This window comes from Slackia isoflavoniconvertens, from assembly GCF_003725955.1.
Classification (GTDB): domain Bacteria; phylum Actinomycetota; class Coriobacteriia; order Coriobacteriales; family Eggerthellaceae; genus Slackia; species Slackia isoflavoniconvertens.
The window spans coordinates 71,795-85,725 of sequence record NZ_QIBZ01000005.1 but is presented as its reverse complement, the minus strand read 5'-3'; the positions used below and the strand labels follow the sequence as shown (position 1 = coordinate 85,725).

At 54.4% G+C, this 13,931-nt stretch carries 13 protein-coding genes and 1 riboswitch; of the genes, 7 read left to right on the top strand and 6 right to left on the bottom strand.

From position 1 onward, the window contains the following. Window positions 1-43 precede the first annotated feature (43 nt). Window positions 44-215: riboswitch (Lysine riboswitch) on the bottom strand. A 110-nt stretch (window positions 216-325) separates the two neighbouring features. Beyond that, complete coding sequence (locus tag DMP05_RS03820; protein WP_311718872.1) at window positions 326-1,375, bottom strand: inorganic phosphate transporter; 1,050 nt, start codon at window positions 1,373-1,375, stop codon at window positions 326-328. Between the two features lie 302 nt (window positions 1,376-1,677). Here DMP05_RS03820 and DMP05_RS03815 point away from each other — a divergent pair, with 302 nt between their 5' ends. Continuing rightward, on the top strand, window positions 1,678-2,391 hold the full coding sequence (locus DMP05_RS03815) for a 5'-methylthioadenosine/adenosylhomocysteine nucleosidase (RefSeq protein WP_123219239.1): 714 nt from the start codon (window positions 1,678-1,680) through the stop codon (window positions 2,389-2,391). A 126-nt stretch (window positions 2,392-2,517) separates the two neighbouring features. Here the strand turns inward: DMP05_RS03815 and DMP05_RS03810 are convergent, their stop codons facing one another. After that, the gene (locus tag DMP05_RS03810) at window positions 2,518-4,479 is read right to left on the bottom strand and encodes a fructose-1,6-bisphosphatase (protein WP_123219238.1); all 1,962 of its coding nucleotides are present in this window, start codon (window positions 4,477-4,479) and stop codon (window positions 2,518-2,520) included. A gap of 415 nt (window positions 4,480-4,894) precedes the next feature. On the opposite strand from DMP05_RS03810, the gene DMP05_RS03805 reads away from it, so the two are divergent. Further along, the gene (locus tag DMP05_RS03805) at window positions 4,895-5,590 is read left to right on the top strand and encodes a class I SAM-dependent methyltransferase (protein WP_123219237.1); all 696 of its coding nucleotides are present in this window, start codon (window positions 4,895-4,897) and stop codon (window positions 5,588-5,590) included. A gap of 68 nt (window positions 5,591-5,658) precedes the next feature. Here the strand turns inward: DMP05_RS03805 and DMP05_RS03800 are convergent, their stop codons facing one another. Continuing rightward, window positions 5,659-5,961 (bottom strand): hypothetical protein, encoded by a 303-nt coding sequence (locus tag DMP05_RS03800; RefSeq protein WP_123219311.1) that lies wholly within the window; start codon window positions 5,959-5,961, stop codon window positions 5,659-5,661. A 159-nt stretch (window positions 5,962-6,120) separates the two neighbouring features. Here DMP05_RS03800 and DMP05_RS03795 point away from each other — a divergent pair, with 159 nt between their 5' ends. The 3 genes from DMP05_RS03795 to DMP05_RS03785 all read left to right on the top strand — a co-directional run bounded on the left by DMP05_RS03795 (window position 6,121) and on the right by DMP05_RS03785 (window position 9,005). After that, window positions 6,121-6,966 (top strand): pyridoxamine kinase, encoded by an 846-nt coding sequence (locus DMP05_RS03795; protein WP_211326851.1) that lies wholly within the window; start codon window positions 6,121-6,123, stop codon window positions 6,964-6,966. Between the two features lie 191 nt (window positions 6,967-7,157). Then, complete coding sequence (locus tag DMP05_RS03790) at window positions 7,158-7,787, top strand: TatD family nuclease-associated radical SAM protein (RefSeq protein WP_123219236.1); 630 nt, start codon at window positions 7,158-7,160, stop codon at window positions 7,785-7,787. Between the two features lie 60 nt (window positions 7,788-7,847). Continuing rightward, window positions 7,848-9,005, top strand: a complete 1,158-nt coding sequence (locus DMP05_RS03785; RefSeq protein WP_244595030.1) for an MFS transporter — start codon at window positions 7,848-7,850, stop codon at window positions 9,003-9,005. 131 nt (window positions 9,006-9,136) lie between these two features. Here DMP05_RS03785 and DMP05_RS03780 read toward each other — a convergent pair whose 3' ends face one another. Then, a complete protein-coding gene (locus DMP05_RS03780; RefSeq protein WP_211326850.1) occupies window positions 9,137-10,624 on the bottom strand; it encodes an MDR family MFS transporter in 1,488 nt (495 codons plus the stop codon). Window positions 10,625-11,152: 528 nt separating this feature from the next. Between DMP05_RS03780 and bsh the strand changes: the two genes are divergently transcribed. Continuing rightward, window positions 11,153-12,121 (top strand): choloylglycine hydrolase, encoded by a 969-nt coding sequence (bsh, locus tag DMP05_RS03775; protein WP_123219234.1) that lies wholly within the window; start codon window positions 11,153-11,155, stop codon window positions 12,119-12,121. A gap of 108 nt (window positions 12,122-12,229) precedes the next feature. After that, window positions 12,230-12,655: a peptide deformylase gene (locus DMP05_RS03770; RefSeq protein ID WP_123219233.1), complete on the top strand. Its 426-nt coding sequence runs from the start codon at window positions 12,230-12,232 to the stop codon at window positions 12,653-12,655. A 148-nt stretch (window positions 12,656-12,803) separates the two neighbouring features. On the opposite strand, the gene DMP05_RS03765 is transcribed toward DMP05_RS03770, so the two are convergent. After that, complete coding sequence (locus tag DMP05_RS03765; RefSeq protein ID WP_123219232.1) at window positions 12,804-13,661, bottom strand: universal stress protein; 858 nt, start codon at window positions 13,659-13,661, stop codon at window positions 12,804-12,806. Between the two features lie 33 nt (window positions 13,662-13,694). After that, the gene (locus DMP05_RS03760; protein ID WP_123219231.1) at window positions 13,695-13,919 is read right to left on the bottom strand and encodes a hypothetical protein; all 225 of its coding nucleotides are present in this window, start codon (window positions 13,917-13,919) and stop codon (window positions 13,695-13,697) included. Between the last annotated feature and the right edge of the window lie 12 nt (window positions 13,920-13,931).

Genomic DNA, 13,931 nt, shown 5'->3' with positions numbered 1-13,931 from the left:
CGGGCGAAATGCCGCAAGCCGCCGATCGCGCACGCGAAACGTCAGCTTCGATAGCACTCCGCGTTCCCGCGACAGTGCGACGGGTATTCCCCGCCGCCCCAAGGCGCCGCACACGAACCCATGCGGTCCCTTCGGCTTTCGGCCTTCACCATCACGGCAAGCTGGTTCGGCTTACCACCGTGACTGAATGCTCAAAAGCGGCCTCTATCAAAGCGATAAAATTGCAGATGTCAGGGTAACGCACTTGCTAAAGCTTTCGTTTCAAAAACGTTAACAAATTCGTTTTTTCATATTGAACGCCGGACAAGAGCCCCTGTAGCTGAAACTAGGCGAACATCATGAAGATTTTCGCAAGCAAAAATCCAATAAAGCCGCATGCCGGAAACGTGATGATCCACGCCATGAGCATGTTTTTTGCAATGGACCAATTCACGCGCTTGAGCGATTTCGCGGCGCCCACGCCCATAATGGCAGACGTGTTGCAGTGGCCCGTCGACACCGGCATGCCAGTAAGGCTCGCGACCAAAAGCGTAAACGTCGTGGAGAAGTTCGCCGCACAGCCCTGATATTTCTCGAGCTTCACCATATCCATGCCGACCGACTTGATGATGCGCTTGCCGCCCAAAATTGTGCCGAGCGAAATGGCGGCGGAACAAATAACCATAATCCACAGCGGAAAGCCGCTCGAATCGGGCGTGGAGCTGCCGAACGAAAGCGCGATGCCCAGCATGGCGATAGACATGAATTTCTGACCATCTTGAGCGCCGTGCAAGAAGGAAAGCGCCACCGCTGCAATGTCTTGAATGATGGTGAAAAGCTTATTGGCCGCCTGGCGTTGCACGAATTTGAAAATCCACTCGATGAGGCGCGTGAAAAGCCAGCCAAGCACGAAACCAGCGACCAAGGAGAAAACCATACCGTAAATGACCTTCGCCCATTCGGTGGGAACGACGCCTGCCCAGCCGTTCATGGCAATGGCGCCACCGGTAATGCCGGCGATCAACGAATGTGATTTCGAGCACGGAATGCCGAAATACCAACACGCGATGCCCCACAAAATGGCGCCTATCATAGCCGCAACCAGAGCGTATAACGCTGAATTAGTATCACCTGAAAAGTCGACCATGCCAAACATGGTTTTCGCCACAGCGGTAGAGATGTAGGTCATGCCCACAAGGCCCACGAAATTAAACACAGCGGCAAGCGCAATAGCGCCATTCGGGGAAAGACAACGAGTAGAAACGACCGTCGCGATAGCGTTTGGGGCATCAGTAGCGCCAGAAACTGCAGTTACGCCAATGACCAGAATCAAAATGACGAACAAAATGGGCTGAGCCATTGCGTGCGACAAAAAATCAAAAAACGTGAGAGCCACGAAGCACCTCGTATGTAAAAGCGGCCAAATGCATGACGCGGTTTATTGTACCGAAGTTTTACCTATGTTTTACGAACACGCACAATCTGGGGAAAAGTCACGAATGCGGCACAACTTCCATCTTGGCACGACTCACTAAAAAGTTGCTAGGCCTACATATGGCATTTCAGCGGTTCTGGGTCTCGCTTTTTGACACGAACGCATCGTTGCACGCCTGCGGCAACATTAATGCGATACGATGCAACCAAAACAAGAAACGAACCAAGGCTCGATCTTTGATACGACGAGATGGAAGGAATGGAATGGCATCTCAATCTACCATCGGCATTATTGGCGCAATGGATGTCGAGGTCGCACTCCTCAAGAAGCAAATGCAGAAATGCGGCGAAGTGCATACGACCGCGTTTTCCGGCATGGAATTCATCGAAGGCGTCATTGGCCAGACGAGCGTCGTCGTTGTGAAGTGCGGCGTGGGCATGGTTAACGCAGCCACCTGCACGCAAATCCTCATAGACCGTTTCGGCGTGGGAGCAGTGCTCAACACCGGCATCGCCGGCTCGCTCGACGCGGCCATTGAAATCGGCGATGTGGTTGTGGCGACCGATGCCGTGAACCACATCATGGACGTAAGCAACCTGGGTTACGCCGTGGGCCAAACGCCGGGCGCCGACACGCTCGCCTTCCCCATGGATGAAAAACTCAGCTGCGCCGTCGTCGACGCTGCAGCCAAAATTGGCGTGACGACGCATAGGGGCCGCGTCGCATCGGGCGACCGTTTCGTATGCAGCGATTCCGAAAAGCAGCGCATCACAAAAGCCTTCGACGCCAAATGCTGTGAGATGGAAGGCGCCGCCATCGCGAACGTGTGCCACCTTGCAAACACTCCCTGCGCAATCGTGCGCGCAATTTCCGACAAGGCCGACGGGTCATCGAGCGTCGACTATCCCACCTTCGAAGTCCAAGCAGCACATCATTGCGCCGAACTTGTGATCCACGCAATCTCGAGCCTCGCATAAAAAGGGTTCGCTATACCAAGAAGGCCGGACGAGCATTAAGCGCGTCCGGCCTTTTCGTTCGCAACCTGGGTTCCCTCACGCCCGCTGCATCAATAAAGGGCGAAGCCTGGATGGGAGAAAACGATTCTACGATTTTTTCCGCTCGGGAATATCGCCATGGCGATACGCTTCAAGCAAACGCTCCAAATCGGCAACGTGCGCCTTGAGCTTCGCGCCCGTATCGGTATCGGCAACAAGCGTGCGCACGCCTACGCGTTCCACTACACGACGCGAAGAATGAATATCAAGCTCACGCTCAACGGCGGCTTGGGCCGATTCGAGGGGCTCGTGCGCGGCGAGCACAAAACCGTGCGAATTCGAGATAAGCGTATAGCCCGCAATGCCCGTTGTAGGCTGATACGCTTTCGAGAAACCACCGTCGATCATGATGACCTTGCCATTGCATTTCACCGGGTCTTCGCCATCTTTCACTTTCACGGGTACATGGCCGCAAATGATATGAGACGTTTCAGGGTCAAGGCCAAAATCACGGAAGATACCCGCAAACACGTCCTCGTTGTCGAGAAGCGTATAGAAGGGGTTCTTCACCTCTTTGCGCGCTGCCTTATCGGCAATAAGATAGAGCTCGAAAGTTGCCATCTTGCTCTTCGCAAACAAGGGAGACCCCTCGCCCAGCCACAAATACCACAGCATATCGGCGCCGCGCTTGCGCATTTCAGCATCCTCGTCGAAAAACGCGATGCGCACCCATCGCTCCATTTCGTCATAGAGTGCGCGGCCTTTAAGCTTCTTACCGAAAACATCGACTTCTTTCAAACTGCCATCAGCATTCAAGGGAACGCATGCATGGAACAGCAGGTTACCGTTGTCGATTTTATAAAGGCTACCCGTTTTCAGGAAGAAACGCATATGGCGCTGCAGCTTTTCGCACCCCGTGAACGCAGAAACCAAGCGATCCATGACGTCCTGCTCGCCAGGCGTGAGCTTATATGGGTCGCAAGGATCGATGGTCGGGAACATCTTGTCGGTCAGTTCGTATTCCACGCCGTCGCACACCACAGTGCCGCGTTCGTAATCGATCTTATCGAGCAGCTTGCGACTCTGGAGGCCGAATGCCGGGTTCTCATCGATAAGCGCACCTTCGACCTTGAATTGAATGATGGCCATCGCCTTTTGGATTTTCACGTTCATCAGAATCTCGGCTTCTGACATGGTGTCAGGGTGGCCCTTCAGAGCGAAGCCGACGCAGGGGTCGTCTTTATACGCATCAAGCGCGAAACGAGCCAAAGGCAAAATATTGATTCCGTAGGCATCTTCGAGAATCGAAAGGTTTCCGTAACGCGCGCAGTTTCGCACGACATGAGCAATACAGCCGCGCTGGCCGAGCGAAGCGCCCATCCACACGATGTCATGATTGCCCCACTGAATATCGACCGAATGGTGATCGATAAGGGTCTCCATGATCGCATCAGGATGAGGGCCGCGATCGTAAATATCGCCAATAATATGCAATCGCTCAATGGCCAAACGTTGAATCAGCCCACACAACGCTTCAACAAATGCAGGCCCCCTGCCAGTTCTTACAACGGCATCGACGATGGCAGCGTAATACGCTTCTTTATCGAAGTTGCGCGTATCGGCATACATAAGCTCTTCGATGATGTAAGCGAAGTCTTCGGGCAAGGCTTTGCGAACACGAGAACGGGTGTATTTACGCGCGGCACGTTTGCATACGGCAATCAGACGCGGCAGCATTTTTCCGTACCACGCAGCCACATCCGAAACCTTCGAAAGCTCCAAACGAGATTTCTCCCGGGGGTAATAAATCAGCGTTGCGAGCGTGCGCTTTTCTTCCTTCGAGAGTTCGTCGCCAAACACATCATCGATCTTCAGGCGAATCGAGCCCGAGCCATTTCGAAGGATATGCGAGAACGCCTCGTATTCGCCATGAATATCGGAAGCGAAGAACTCCGTGCCCTTCGGCAAATTAAGAATCGCGCTCAGGTTTATAACTTCGGCGGACGCTTTTGCGACCGTAGGAAACGAGCGTGAAAGAAGTTCGAGATAGCGCTTTTCAGCAGCATCCATACACGGGCCTCCTTGACCAATCGCCTGCAACAGCAGCTCGATTTTCAAACAGTTGGATTTATGGTACCGCGAGAAAAGAAGTCGTGCCCCCAAGGAATATCAAACGGTGCATTTCATCGACGAAAAGGCGAAGGAACGCATGGGGCATATGGCCATACCTGTTCGGAATACATGCGAAAACCGTCATTCGGCGCATTAGTGTTACAAAGAATAGGTTTAGTATCATACCTAACGGCAGCGTAAAGTAGTTGATATGTTTACGCTTTATCATTATCAATTTACCTTGTAAAGCTCCCCTGTTTGCGCATTGTTCTTTTCCACAGGGGACAATTCAAAGCAAATACGCTTTTCCTAAACGAACCGCCTGGAATTGTCCGATTCAGGTACGCTGTCACTATGAAAGAAATCGGCAATCATGCATGAGGGAGAAGACATGGCACCGAAATCGGTCGAGCTACGCGAAACAGATGCGGGACTAACCCTCGTAGGCGACAACATGGAACTACGTTGCGATTTCGAAGAGATGCTTCCCCGTATAAAACCTGGACGGCTTCAGCAAGAGTTGCTTGTAAAGGCGGCGAAAGTCAAAGGGGCACAATCCCCTACCGCCATCGACTGCACTGCCGGCCTTGGCCAAGATTCCTTTTTGCTCGCCGCAGCAGGCTTCACGGTGCGCATGTTCGAGCGCGACGAAACCATCGCGGCGCTTCTGGAAGATGGCCTTTCGAGGGCTGGTAATAACCCGGTGGTATCTGGCATAGCGAAAAGAATGTCGCTCGAACGTGGCGACAGCCTTCGGTACCTCGCGGCACTCGTGAAATCGGACGATATACCTCCCGACGTGATTTACCTTGATCCAATGTTTCCCGCACGCCAAAAAAGCGCTGCGGTGAAGAAGAAGTTCCAGCTCCTGCATGTGCTCGAAAACCCCTGCGATGAAGCGGAAGAAGAAACGCTTATCCGCGCTGCGTTCGCAGCCGGTCCCCGCAAGGTCGTTATTAAACGCCCCGTGAAGGGGGGACACCTTGCCGGGATAAAGCCAAGTTATTCGATTACGGGCAAGGCGGTACGTTACGACGTGCTGGTTCCGCCAAGCACGAAGCTCCAATAAAAAAGCGATGCGCTCTATGTCGCGCATCGCTTTTCAAACGATATAAAACCAAAGCAATAAAGGACGCGTTATTCATCCCAGGGATGCGACGTGAGATGCCAACCATCGCAGTAGGGACACTGGTAAACAGACAAGCCGCGCTTGCCATTATGCTCACACCACGCAAGATTTTCTTCGGCCTCCGCACGCGAAGCATAACGGTTCTTCGACTCGCATGCCTTGCGACGACGCGCCGCCTCATGATCGGCGCTGGCCCTTTCCCGATGCGCCTCTTCGCGGGCGAATATATCATCCATGCCGGAAAAATCATCCAGTCCAGCAGCAAACTCCGCTTTCTGCTTCGACCATGACGAACGTTTTTTGCTGCCCATAGCGCCCTCCTCGAATGCGACCAATAATTCCTATCGACCATCTTCCATAACACGCGAAACGTTCTATATTTCCGACGCAATACCACGCACAGCGCTTTCCGCGATTCAACCTACCACTATAATAGCTAACCGCTCTGAAATAGCGACAGAAAGACTACCGTGCAAAGCATCGCCCCAAACCACAATAACCAAAAGAAGATTGCCCTCATCAACGACATCACCGGCTTCGGCAGGTGTTCCGTCGCTGTGCAATTGCCCATTATTTCCCAGCTGGGCGTGCAGTGCTGCGTGCTGCCGACGTCAATCCTGAGCAATCACACGGGCTTTCCGAGCTACAGTTTCCAAGATTTCACGCCCCATATGCACGAGCATATTGATGAGTGGCGCAAACTCAACCTGCAATTCCGTGGCATTTGCACCGGGTTTCTCGGTTCAGCCGAGCAAATTTCAATCGTGCGCGATTTCATCGACGAATTTGGTGGTGACGACTGCGTAACGCTCGTCGATCCGGTCATGGGCGACGAGGGAAAGGCCTACGGCACCTATACGCCTGAAATGTGCGGGCGCATGGCCGAACTCGTTGCCCATGCCGACATCATCACGCCCAACATCACCGAGGCATGCATCCTCGCAAACGTCGATTACGACCCACATATGAGCTTCGACGATGCCTTCTCGCTCGCCCAAAAGCTGTGCGATATGGGCCCGTCTAAAGTCGTTGTGACAGGTGTCGAACACGGTTCGACCATGTCGAATGCATGCCTTGAACGAGGGAGGGAGCCTTTCACCGTAACAGGCGAGAAGCTCGGCGAGCAGCGTTCGGGAACGGGCGACGTTTTCTCGGCAATCATCGCAGCCGATGCCGTAAACGAAGTTCCGTTCAGAAAGTCAATCGAAAAAGCAACGAGGTTTGCCCATGACTGCGTTCAGGCAAGCATCGATTTGGGCATTCCGCGCACCGATGGCCTCGCGTTCGAAGAGAAGCTGCACACGCTCACCCAATAGCGCTACGCAAGCATGGCCAAGGAAGCGTAGAGTAGTTTCCATTGGGGCGACCCGATGGAAACGGTCACCCCCGCGTTCTTCCAAAACGAGAACCGAAACGGCTGCATACCACGCGAAGCGAACGGCAACCTCGCGCACATCTCCATCAGGTCGCTCCAATAGAAACCCCACTAGGTTGAAAGAAGTTCAGAATGCAAAAAGCCGAAACCATCGTCTATCCCGTCCACAACGGACTCTACGTCAACCTCACGAATCGCTGCAGCTGCGCGTGCACGTTCTGCATTCGCCAAACTGCAACGGGCGTCGGCAAAAACGGCGAAGGCGCCGACAACGTGCTGTGGCTTGAGCATGAGCCTTCCTTCGAAGAAGTCATAGAAGCTTTCAACAAACAAGACATGAGCGCTTACGAAGAAGTCGTTTTCTGCGGATTCGGCGAGCCAACATGCGCGTTCGAAACCCTCAAACAGGTCGCAGCCGAAGTGAAACGCCGCTACGATAAGCCGGTTCGCGTAAACACCAACGGACAAGGCAGCCTCATCAACGGCCGTGATATCGCCCCTGAATTCAAAGGCATCGTCGATACCGTTTCCATTTCGCTCAACACGCCCAACGCTGACGAATACCACGAACTCGTTCGCAGCCAATTCGGCGACGCCGCATTCCAAGGCATGCTCGATTTCGCGCGCGAAGTTCGTAAATACGTGCCGAACGTAATCATGACGACCGTCGAAACCACCATTTCGCACGAGGACGAAGCGAAATGCCAGGCCATCTGCGATGAACTCGGCGTGCACTATCGCATTCGCGCCTGGGTCGATTAGCCCGAGCGTCGCTATGCCGCGACCGGCGCAACCCAATTCATCAAGTATGAAAGCATGTCGATGATTGCAGCTCGAAAAGAAGACAAACTCGTCAACTACCTTTGCATGACCGGGCACATTTGCGCCGATATCAACCAAGGCGCGCTTTCGGCAACGCTTCCGTTTTTGGTGATGTACGACGGATATTCCTATACTGCGGTCGCCGGGCTTGTATTCGCCGCGAATATCGCATCGGCGGTTATCCAGCCGCTCTTCGGCGCCATCGGCGACCACAGGGCATGCCCCTGGTTCATGGCGCTCGGCGTTTTCCTCGCAGGGCTCGGCATGTGCGGCATCGGTTTTTTCGATGCCTATTGGACGGTGCTTGCCTCAGCCATGGTATCGGGCATTGGCGTGGCGATGTTCCACCCTGAAGGCGGACGCCTGTCAAACCTCGCCGCGGGCGCGCGCAAAGCAAACGGCATGTCTATTTTCGCCGTTGGCGGCAACATCGGCTTTTTCGTAGGGCCGCTTATGGCTGCCGTCTTCCTTACCGCCTTTGGCATGCACGGAACGCTCGCTTTCCTCTTCCCCACGACCATCTGTGCAATTGTCCTGCTCGCATTCAATAAGCGCTTCCTTTCGCTGGGAATCGCCAAGAATTCAACTACGCAGAAAGACGCAAAACCCGAGCGCTGGGGAAATTTCGCCCTCGCAATGGGCGTGCTTTCATGCCGATCGATCGTCGAATACGGACTTATGGCATTTATTCCGTTGTTCTTCGTGAGCGTGCTCGGCCAAGGCGAAACGTTCGGCTCGCTCATGCTTTCGGTATTCGCTATTGCGGGAGCCGTTGCAACGGCGATATCGGGCCGCATCACCGAACGCGCGGGCGTGTTCAGAATCGCCTATCTCTGTTTCGGAATTCTCGCTTTATGCCTGGTCGCGTTCGCATTCAACCGCTCACTCGTCTCGGCCGTGGTACTCGTGTGCTTGCTCACCTGCGCGGCCAACCTGTTCTACCCTTCTTTCGTCGCCTTGGGCATGAGCTACGTGCCCCGTCATCTGGGAACCGCATCGGGTATATCGTACGGCGTCGTTATTTGTGTTGGCGGCATTGTGGAGCCGCTTTTAGGAATGGCGGGAGATGCCTACGGCCTTCCGCTGGTAATGCTCATTATCGCGGGCGTTACCGCGATCGGGCTTGGCATGGTTGCAACCGTGAAACGCCACAACTAGCAAAAGCGACAGGAAATACCACCCCAGATAAAGAAGGGGGCGCCCTTCAATCAGACGCCCCCTTCTCGCGCATCGCGACGCGGCCACATGCCACATCAACGGTTCTGCATTTTTGAGTCCAACCGTTGGCGCTATCGCTCACCGGCAGGCCGCGCAGGCGCGCACGCTTTCATTTCGTGCAGCTCCATCTCTGGAACAACGTCGGTCTTTTCCGCACGTTGCTTCAGCATGAGCGCCACGAGCAAACCACACACAGCCAAAACAAACGTGAACGCGAAGCCCCAATGCGATCCGGCCGTGAAGGCCTCTGCCGCAGATGTGCCGCCAGCAGCGTAATAACTCGCCTGGCCCAAGCCCAAAAGGCTCGTCGCAACTGCGGTCGCGATTGCACCAAGCACCTGCTGCATCGTATTCAACGCAGTGGAGCCATCGGCGGAAAGCTGCGGGGGCAACGAATTTAAGGCACTCGTCTGGCACGGAGACATAGCGAGCGGCACGCCGATCATGAGCACGATATGCGCGACAATCACGTACGCGATCGTGCTCGACTCCATCGCAAGCAGCAACATAATCGAACCCGCAATCGAAAGCGCGAAACCAATACGCGCGGGAATGCGAGCGCCCACGCGGTCGTACAAGCGACCAGCAAGCATTGATACAATGGCGTTCACGATGCCACCCGGAAGCATGATAATGCCCGTCATGGCAACAGCGACACCCATTGCATTCTGAATGAACTGCGGCAACAAGAACATCGCCGAAAGCGTGATGCCGAAGTTGATCATCATGGCAGCACTGCCTAAAACGAAACCGCGAATGCCAAAGATGCGCACATTGATAATGGGCACATCGATCATCAGCTGACGGCGCGCGTACCATACAAGCGCAACAATGCCGCACGCGAGAGGCACAAGAACCTGAGCGCTCGCCCAACCGTACGAGCTCGCGAGGCCGACGCCAAGAACAAGTCCGCCGAAGCCGATGCATGAAAGCACACACGAAAGAGCATCGACGCTCGGTCGCGTCAATTCATAGGGGTCCACGAGGAATTTCGAAGCAAAGGCGACACCAACCACAAGCACGACAACGAACGAGAAGAAAATCGCGCGCCAGGAAAAGATACCCAAAAGAATGCCCGAAAGCGTGGGACCAATGGCAGGAGCGAACATAATAATGAGTGCTGTCACGCCCATTGCCGCACCAATTTTGCAAGGAGGAAACACCTCGAGCACCATAGAGAACATCATGGGAAGAACCAGTCCCGTGCCGATGCCTTGCACCAGTCGCCCAAACAACAGCACCTCGAACGTGGGGGCACAGCCGCTCACGAGCGAACCGGCGATAAACGCGCCAAGCGAAAACAGCGTGAGCTTGCGCACGGAAAACCACTTCATAAGAATGCTCGCAAAAGGCATGACAAGGCCGATTACCAGCATGTATCCAATGACGAGCCATTGCGTGATGGCAGTATCGACGCCAAATGCCACGCCAAGCTGAGGCAAGGCGATATTCAAGCACGTCTCGCTGAACATGCCGGTAAAACCACCCAGATACAAGCCCATCATTGTGAGATAGGGGTGCGCAACCTTCACGCGCGCTTCATTAAAACCATGAGACATAAATGTGCGACCAATTCCTTTCAATAGAAGCCAATAAACATGGCGGTCGGGCGATAACGAAGCTCAGCAAAAGTCGTCGCATACCTTCCCGAGACAACAAAAAAAGAGCCCCGCAAGGACGATAAGCTTTCATCCTTGCGGGGCTCTTGAGCCCGTGACTACCACTAATTGATTCATTTATAACAGAAAAGCACGCCGTTTCGTAAGCGTTGAAATTGTGAATTTACATTTGTCTTGGCGCAGGAGCGAGATATGCGATTATGAACGAATTTCATTCGCTCATCTGGGATAATGTCGATTTCCTTCCCAAGAGAAAGCAGAATGCGTGCAGCTTAATACGCGTCGGCCACTTTCATGTTGGCAGAGACGGCCCGAATTCAAAAGGAAACCCCACGCATAACATCACAAGCACTCAGCACCATTCAACGAGCGCGTAACGGGCGCCGAACAATATCCCAATCACACTTGTGTAGACAAAAGGGCCGTCGCATGATGGACACAACGAAAAGAGCGGGAAAGGAGATTCACATGTGCACAGCAGTTCGTTTTTCAAATGAAGAAGGATCCGTCTTCCTTGGCCGCAACCTCGATTGGAGCTGCGGATACGGCGAGAACGTTCGCATTATGCCAAAAGGGTTCATGATTCCTTGGGCGTTTGACGAATCGACCCCGGCAAAACATGCCGTCATCGGCATGTGCGTCGAATTCCAGAACTATCCCCTGTTCTTCGACTGCGGAAGCGACGCGGGGCTTGCCGTGGCCGGCCTGAACCACCCGGGATGCGCTGAATACGCGCCGAATCCCATCGAGGGCAAAACCAACATCGCGGCATACGAATTCCCTACCTGGGTAGCAGCCAATTTCGAAACCGTCGATGAAGTCGAAGCTGCGCTCGCAAATTCGCTCATCATCGAAAAGCCCTTTAACGAGCACTTCCCCGTTTCATATCTTCATTGGATTATTGGCGACGCCACGCGCTCAATTGTTGTTGAGTCGCGTGCCGATGGCCTGCACGTGTTCGACAATCCCGTCGATGTGCTGGCGAATCATCCGAACTTCGAATGGCACCTCACGAACCTTCGCACATACATCACCGCAACGCCCGATATGCCCGCACCTGCCACATGGGGTCGCGCCGAGCTTGCACCCTTCGGCGCGGGCGCCGGAATGAGGGGCATCCCTGGCGACGTGTACTCTCCCTCGCGCTTCGTGAAAGTCGCCTACCTCAACGCCAACTACCCCACAAAATCGGGCGAGAGCGACAATGTGGTGCGAATGTTCCACACGCTGAGTAACGTTTCGATGCCCGAGGGAGCATCGGCGATGTCGAACGGCGAATTTGAGAAAACCGTCTACACCAGTTGCTTCTCTGGCGCAACGGGTCGGTACTATTTCAATACCTACGACGATTTTGCCATTCGCTACGCAAGTCTCGGAGATGCCATGCACGCCGATGGCAATACGCTTATCGAATGTGAGCTGAAGAGATTCGAGTAAATGCGCACTCACGATGGGCGTGTTCGCAACCAGCACGGAAACCGCACTCACGAATCGCATCGCAACCTGGTAGAATGCAAGGGTTGAAACCAATCCGAAAGGCATATCATGATTAAAGAGCTCGTTTTTGACGATGCCATTCTGAGCACGCCCTGCGAAGCAGCCACCGCCGAAGACGCCTCCGTGGCACAAGATCTCATCGATACGCTCGCATCTATCGAAGGCGCGGCCTGCCTAGCTGCGAACCAAATCGGCGTGACCAAAGCGCTGTGCGTTTACCTGGACGAATCCGACAAGCCCCATGCGATTTACAATCCCAAAATCATGCTTGGCCTTGCCGCGTTCAAAACCGAAGAAGGCTGCCTCACGCGCCCCGAAGACCAGCTGAGCAAGGTCACCCGCTACGACCACATGAAGCTCGCTTTTGATGAACTCGTCAATGGCGAACTCAAGCATCGCAAGCGCGACTTCGCAGGGTGGGAAGCACAAATGATCCAGCATATGGTCGATCACTGCAAGGGCAAGCTCGTATAAGCGGTCCAAACGGGTAATATGCATGAGTCGGTGCTTGAAGCGCCTGTCGTAATTCCCGTGCGCAAGCAAGCAGAAATCGGAACGCACCGTTCTCAAAAGAAAAGGCCCGTCGCATGACGGGCCTTTTTCTGTTAGAGGCGCCATTTCGCTAGTCTTGCGGAACAATCACGGTCGGAATCGTGAGGTTCAACAACGTCGAATGCGTTACCGACCCGAAGAGCGCACGGCCAAGCGCCGCACGCGAACGCGTCCCTAAGACAAGCACGCCGCGAGTTTTCGCATATCCCTGCAGAACACGCGTAGGAGACGAGCCTTCCACAGCATGTCCACGAACGTTAAGACCCTCATATTCCTCACGAAGAGCCGCCGCAAGCGAATCGAGGCGAACCTGATATTGTTCGCCAACCGGTCCAAGGCCGCCGCCCATCGCTTCTGCGGGCTTCGAAATCCAGGCAGGCAAGCCCCAGCCCGTTATTAAACGAAGCGGCTGCTCGGTGGCAATTGCTTCAGCGATCGAGAAATCAAGCGCCTGATTCGTTGATCCATCAGGGTCGATTCCGACTACGACGCCTTCACCGTCGTAGTCCTCCGCCCAGTCGGCCGGAATAACCGCCGTGGGAACAGCCGCTGAAACAGCAACACGCAAAGGCTTCGCACCGCCGATGGTGTCGCCAACGCTTATGCCATGGTGCGAACCAAGCACGATAAGGTCGCAGCCAACAGAGGCGTCGACAATATTCTCGACAACCTCGCCTTCCGCAATGCGCATCTCAACCTGCACGTTGGGATAACGCTTGGCAACGAAATTGCGCGCCTTATCCAAGTTCGCCTCAACCGCCTCTTGAACGTCTTCGATTGAAGCACCCGCTTCTTTCACTTTCCTCGAATCGACAACCGAGAGCAGCTCAAGGTTGGCGCCCTCGCGGCTCGCGCGACGCGCCGCCCAGTGGAGGGCTCTCGCGCCGCGCGCGCTTCCATCAATTCCGACAAGAATCTTTTTCATCATTTGGCCTCTCAAAAAGCGAATTACGCGAATTGTCTAGTGGAAAATTGGAATCATGAGCCACAGAGCGAACAGCACGATAAACACGCAGCCAGAGAAGCAAATCACCGACCCCACGCGCGGCATAATGCGCGCATAGCCTTCGCGGTCGAGGCCCCCAGCTGCCCATAGGCGCAGGCCCGATGCGTACAACGTCGATATCATGCCGGCCACGCACACGGCGACCACGAGCACGGTTGCGAAATTAATAAACTCTTGCATCTTCGCATCCTT

Excerpts from the sequence above, each read along its gene's own strand:
- DMP05_RS03790 (WP_123219236.1), top strand. The coding sequence starts at position 7,158 with ATGCAAAAAGCCGAAACCATCGTCTATCCCGTCCACAACGGACTCTAC.
- DMP05_RS03770 (WP_123219233.1), top strand. The coding sequence starts at position 12,230 with ATGATTAAAGAGCTCGTTTTTGACGATGCCATTCTGAGCACGCCCTGC.
- DMP05_RS03785 (WP_244595030.1), top strand. The coding sequence starts at position 7,848 with ATGATTGCAGCTCGAAAAGAAGACAAACTCGTCAACTACCTTTGCATG.
- bsh (WP_123219234.1), top strand. The coding sequence starts at position 11,153 with ATGTGCACAGCAGTTCGTTTTTCAAATGAAGAAGGATCCGTCTTCCTT.
- DMP05_RS03805 (WP_123219237.1), top strand. The coding sequence starts at position 4,895 with ATGCATGAGGGAGAAGACATGGCACCGAAATCGGTCGAGCTACGCGAA.
- DMP05_RS03810 (WP_123219238.1), bottom strand. The coding sequence starts at position 4,479 with ATGGATGCTGCTGAAAAGCGCTATCTCGAACTTCTTTCACGCTCGTTT.
- DMP05_RS03815 (WP_123219239.1), top strand. The coding sequence starts at position 1,678 with ATGGCATCTCAATCTACCATCGGCATTATTGGCGCAATGGATGTCGAG.
- DMP05_RS03765 (WP_123219232.1), bottom strand. The coding sequence starts at position 13,661 with ATGATGAAAAAGATTCTTGTCGGAATTGATGGAAGCGCGCGCGGCGCG.
- DMP05_RS03800 (WP_123219311.1), bottom strand. The coding sequence starts at position 5,961 with ATGGGCAGCAAAAAACGTTCGTCATGGTCGAAGCAGAAAGCGGAGTTT.
- DMP05_RS03780 (WP_211326850.1), bottom strand. The coding sequence starts at position 10,624 with ATGTCTCATGGTTTTAATGAAGCGCGCGTGAAGGTTGCGCACCCCTAT.
- DMP05_RS03760 (WP_123219231.1), bottom strand. The coding sequence starts at position 13,919 with ATGCAAGAGTTTATTAATTTCGCAACCGTGCTCGTGGTCGCCGTGTGC.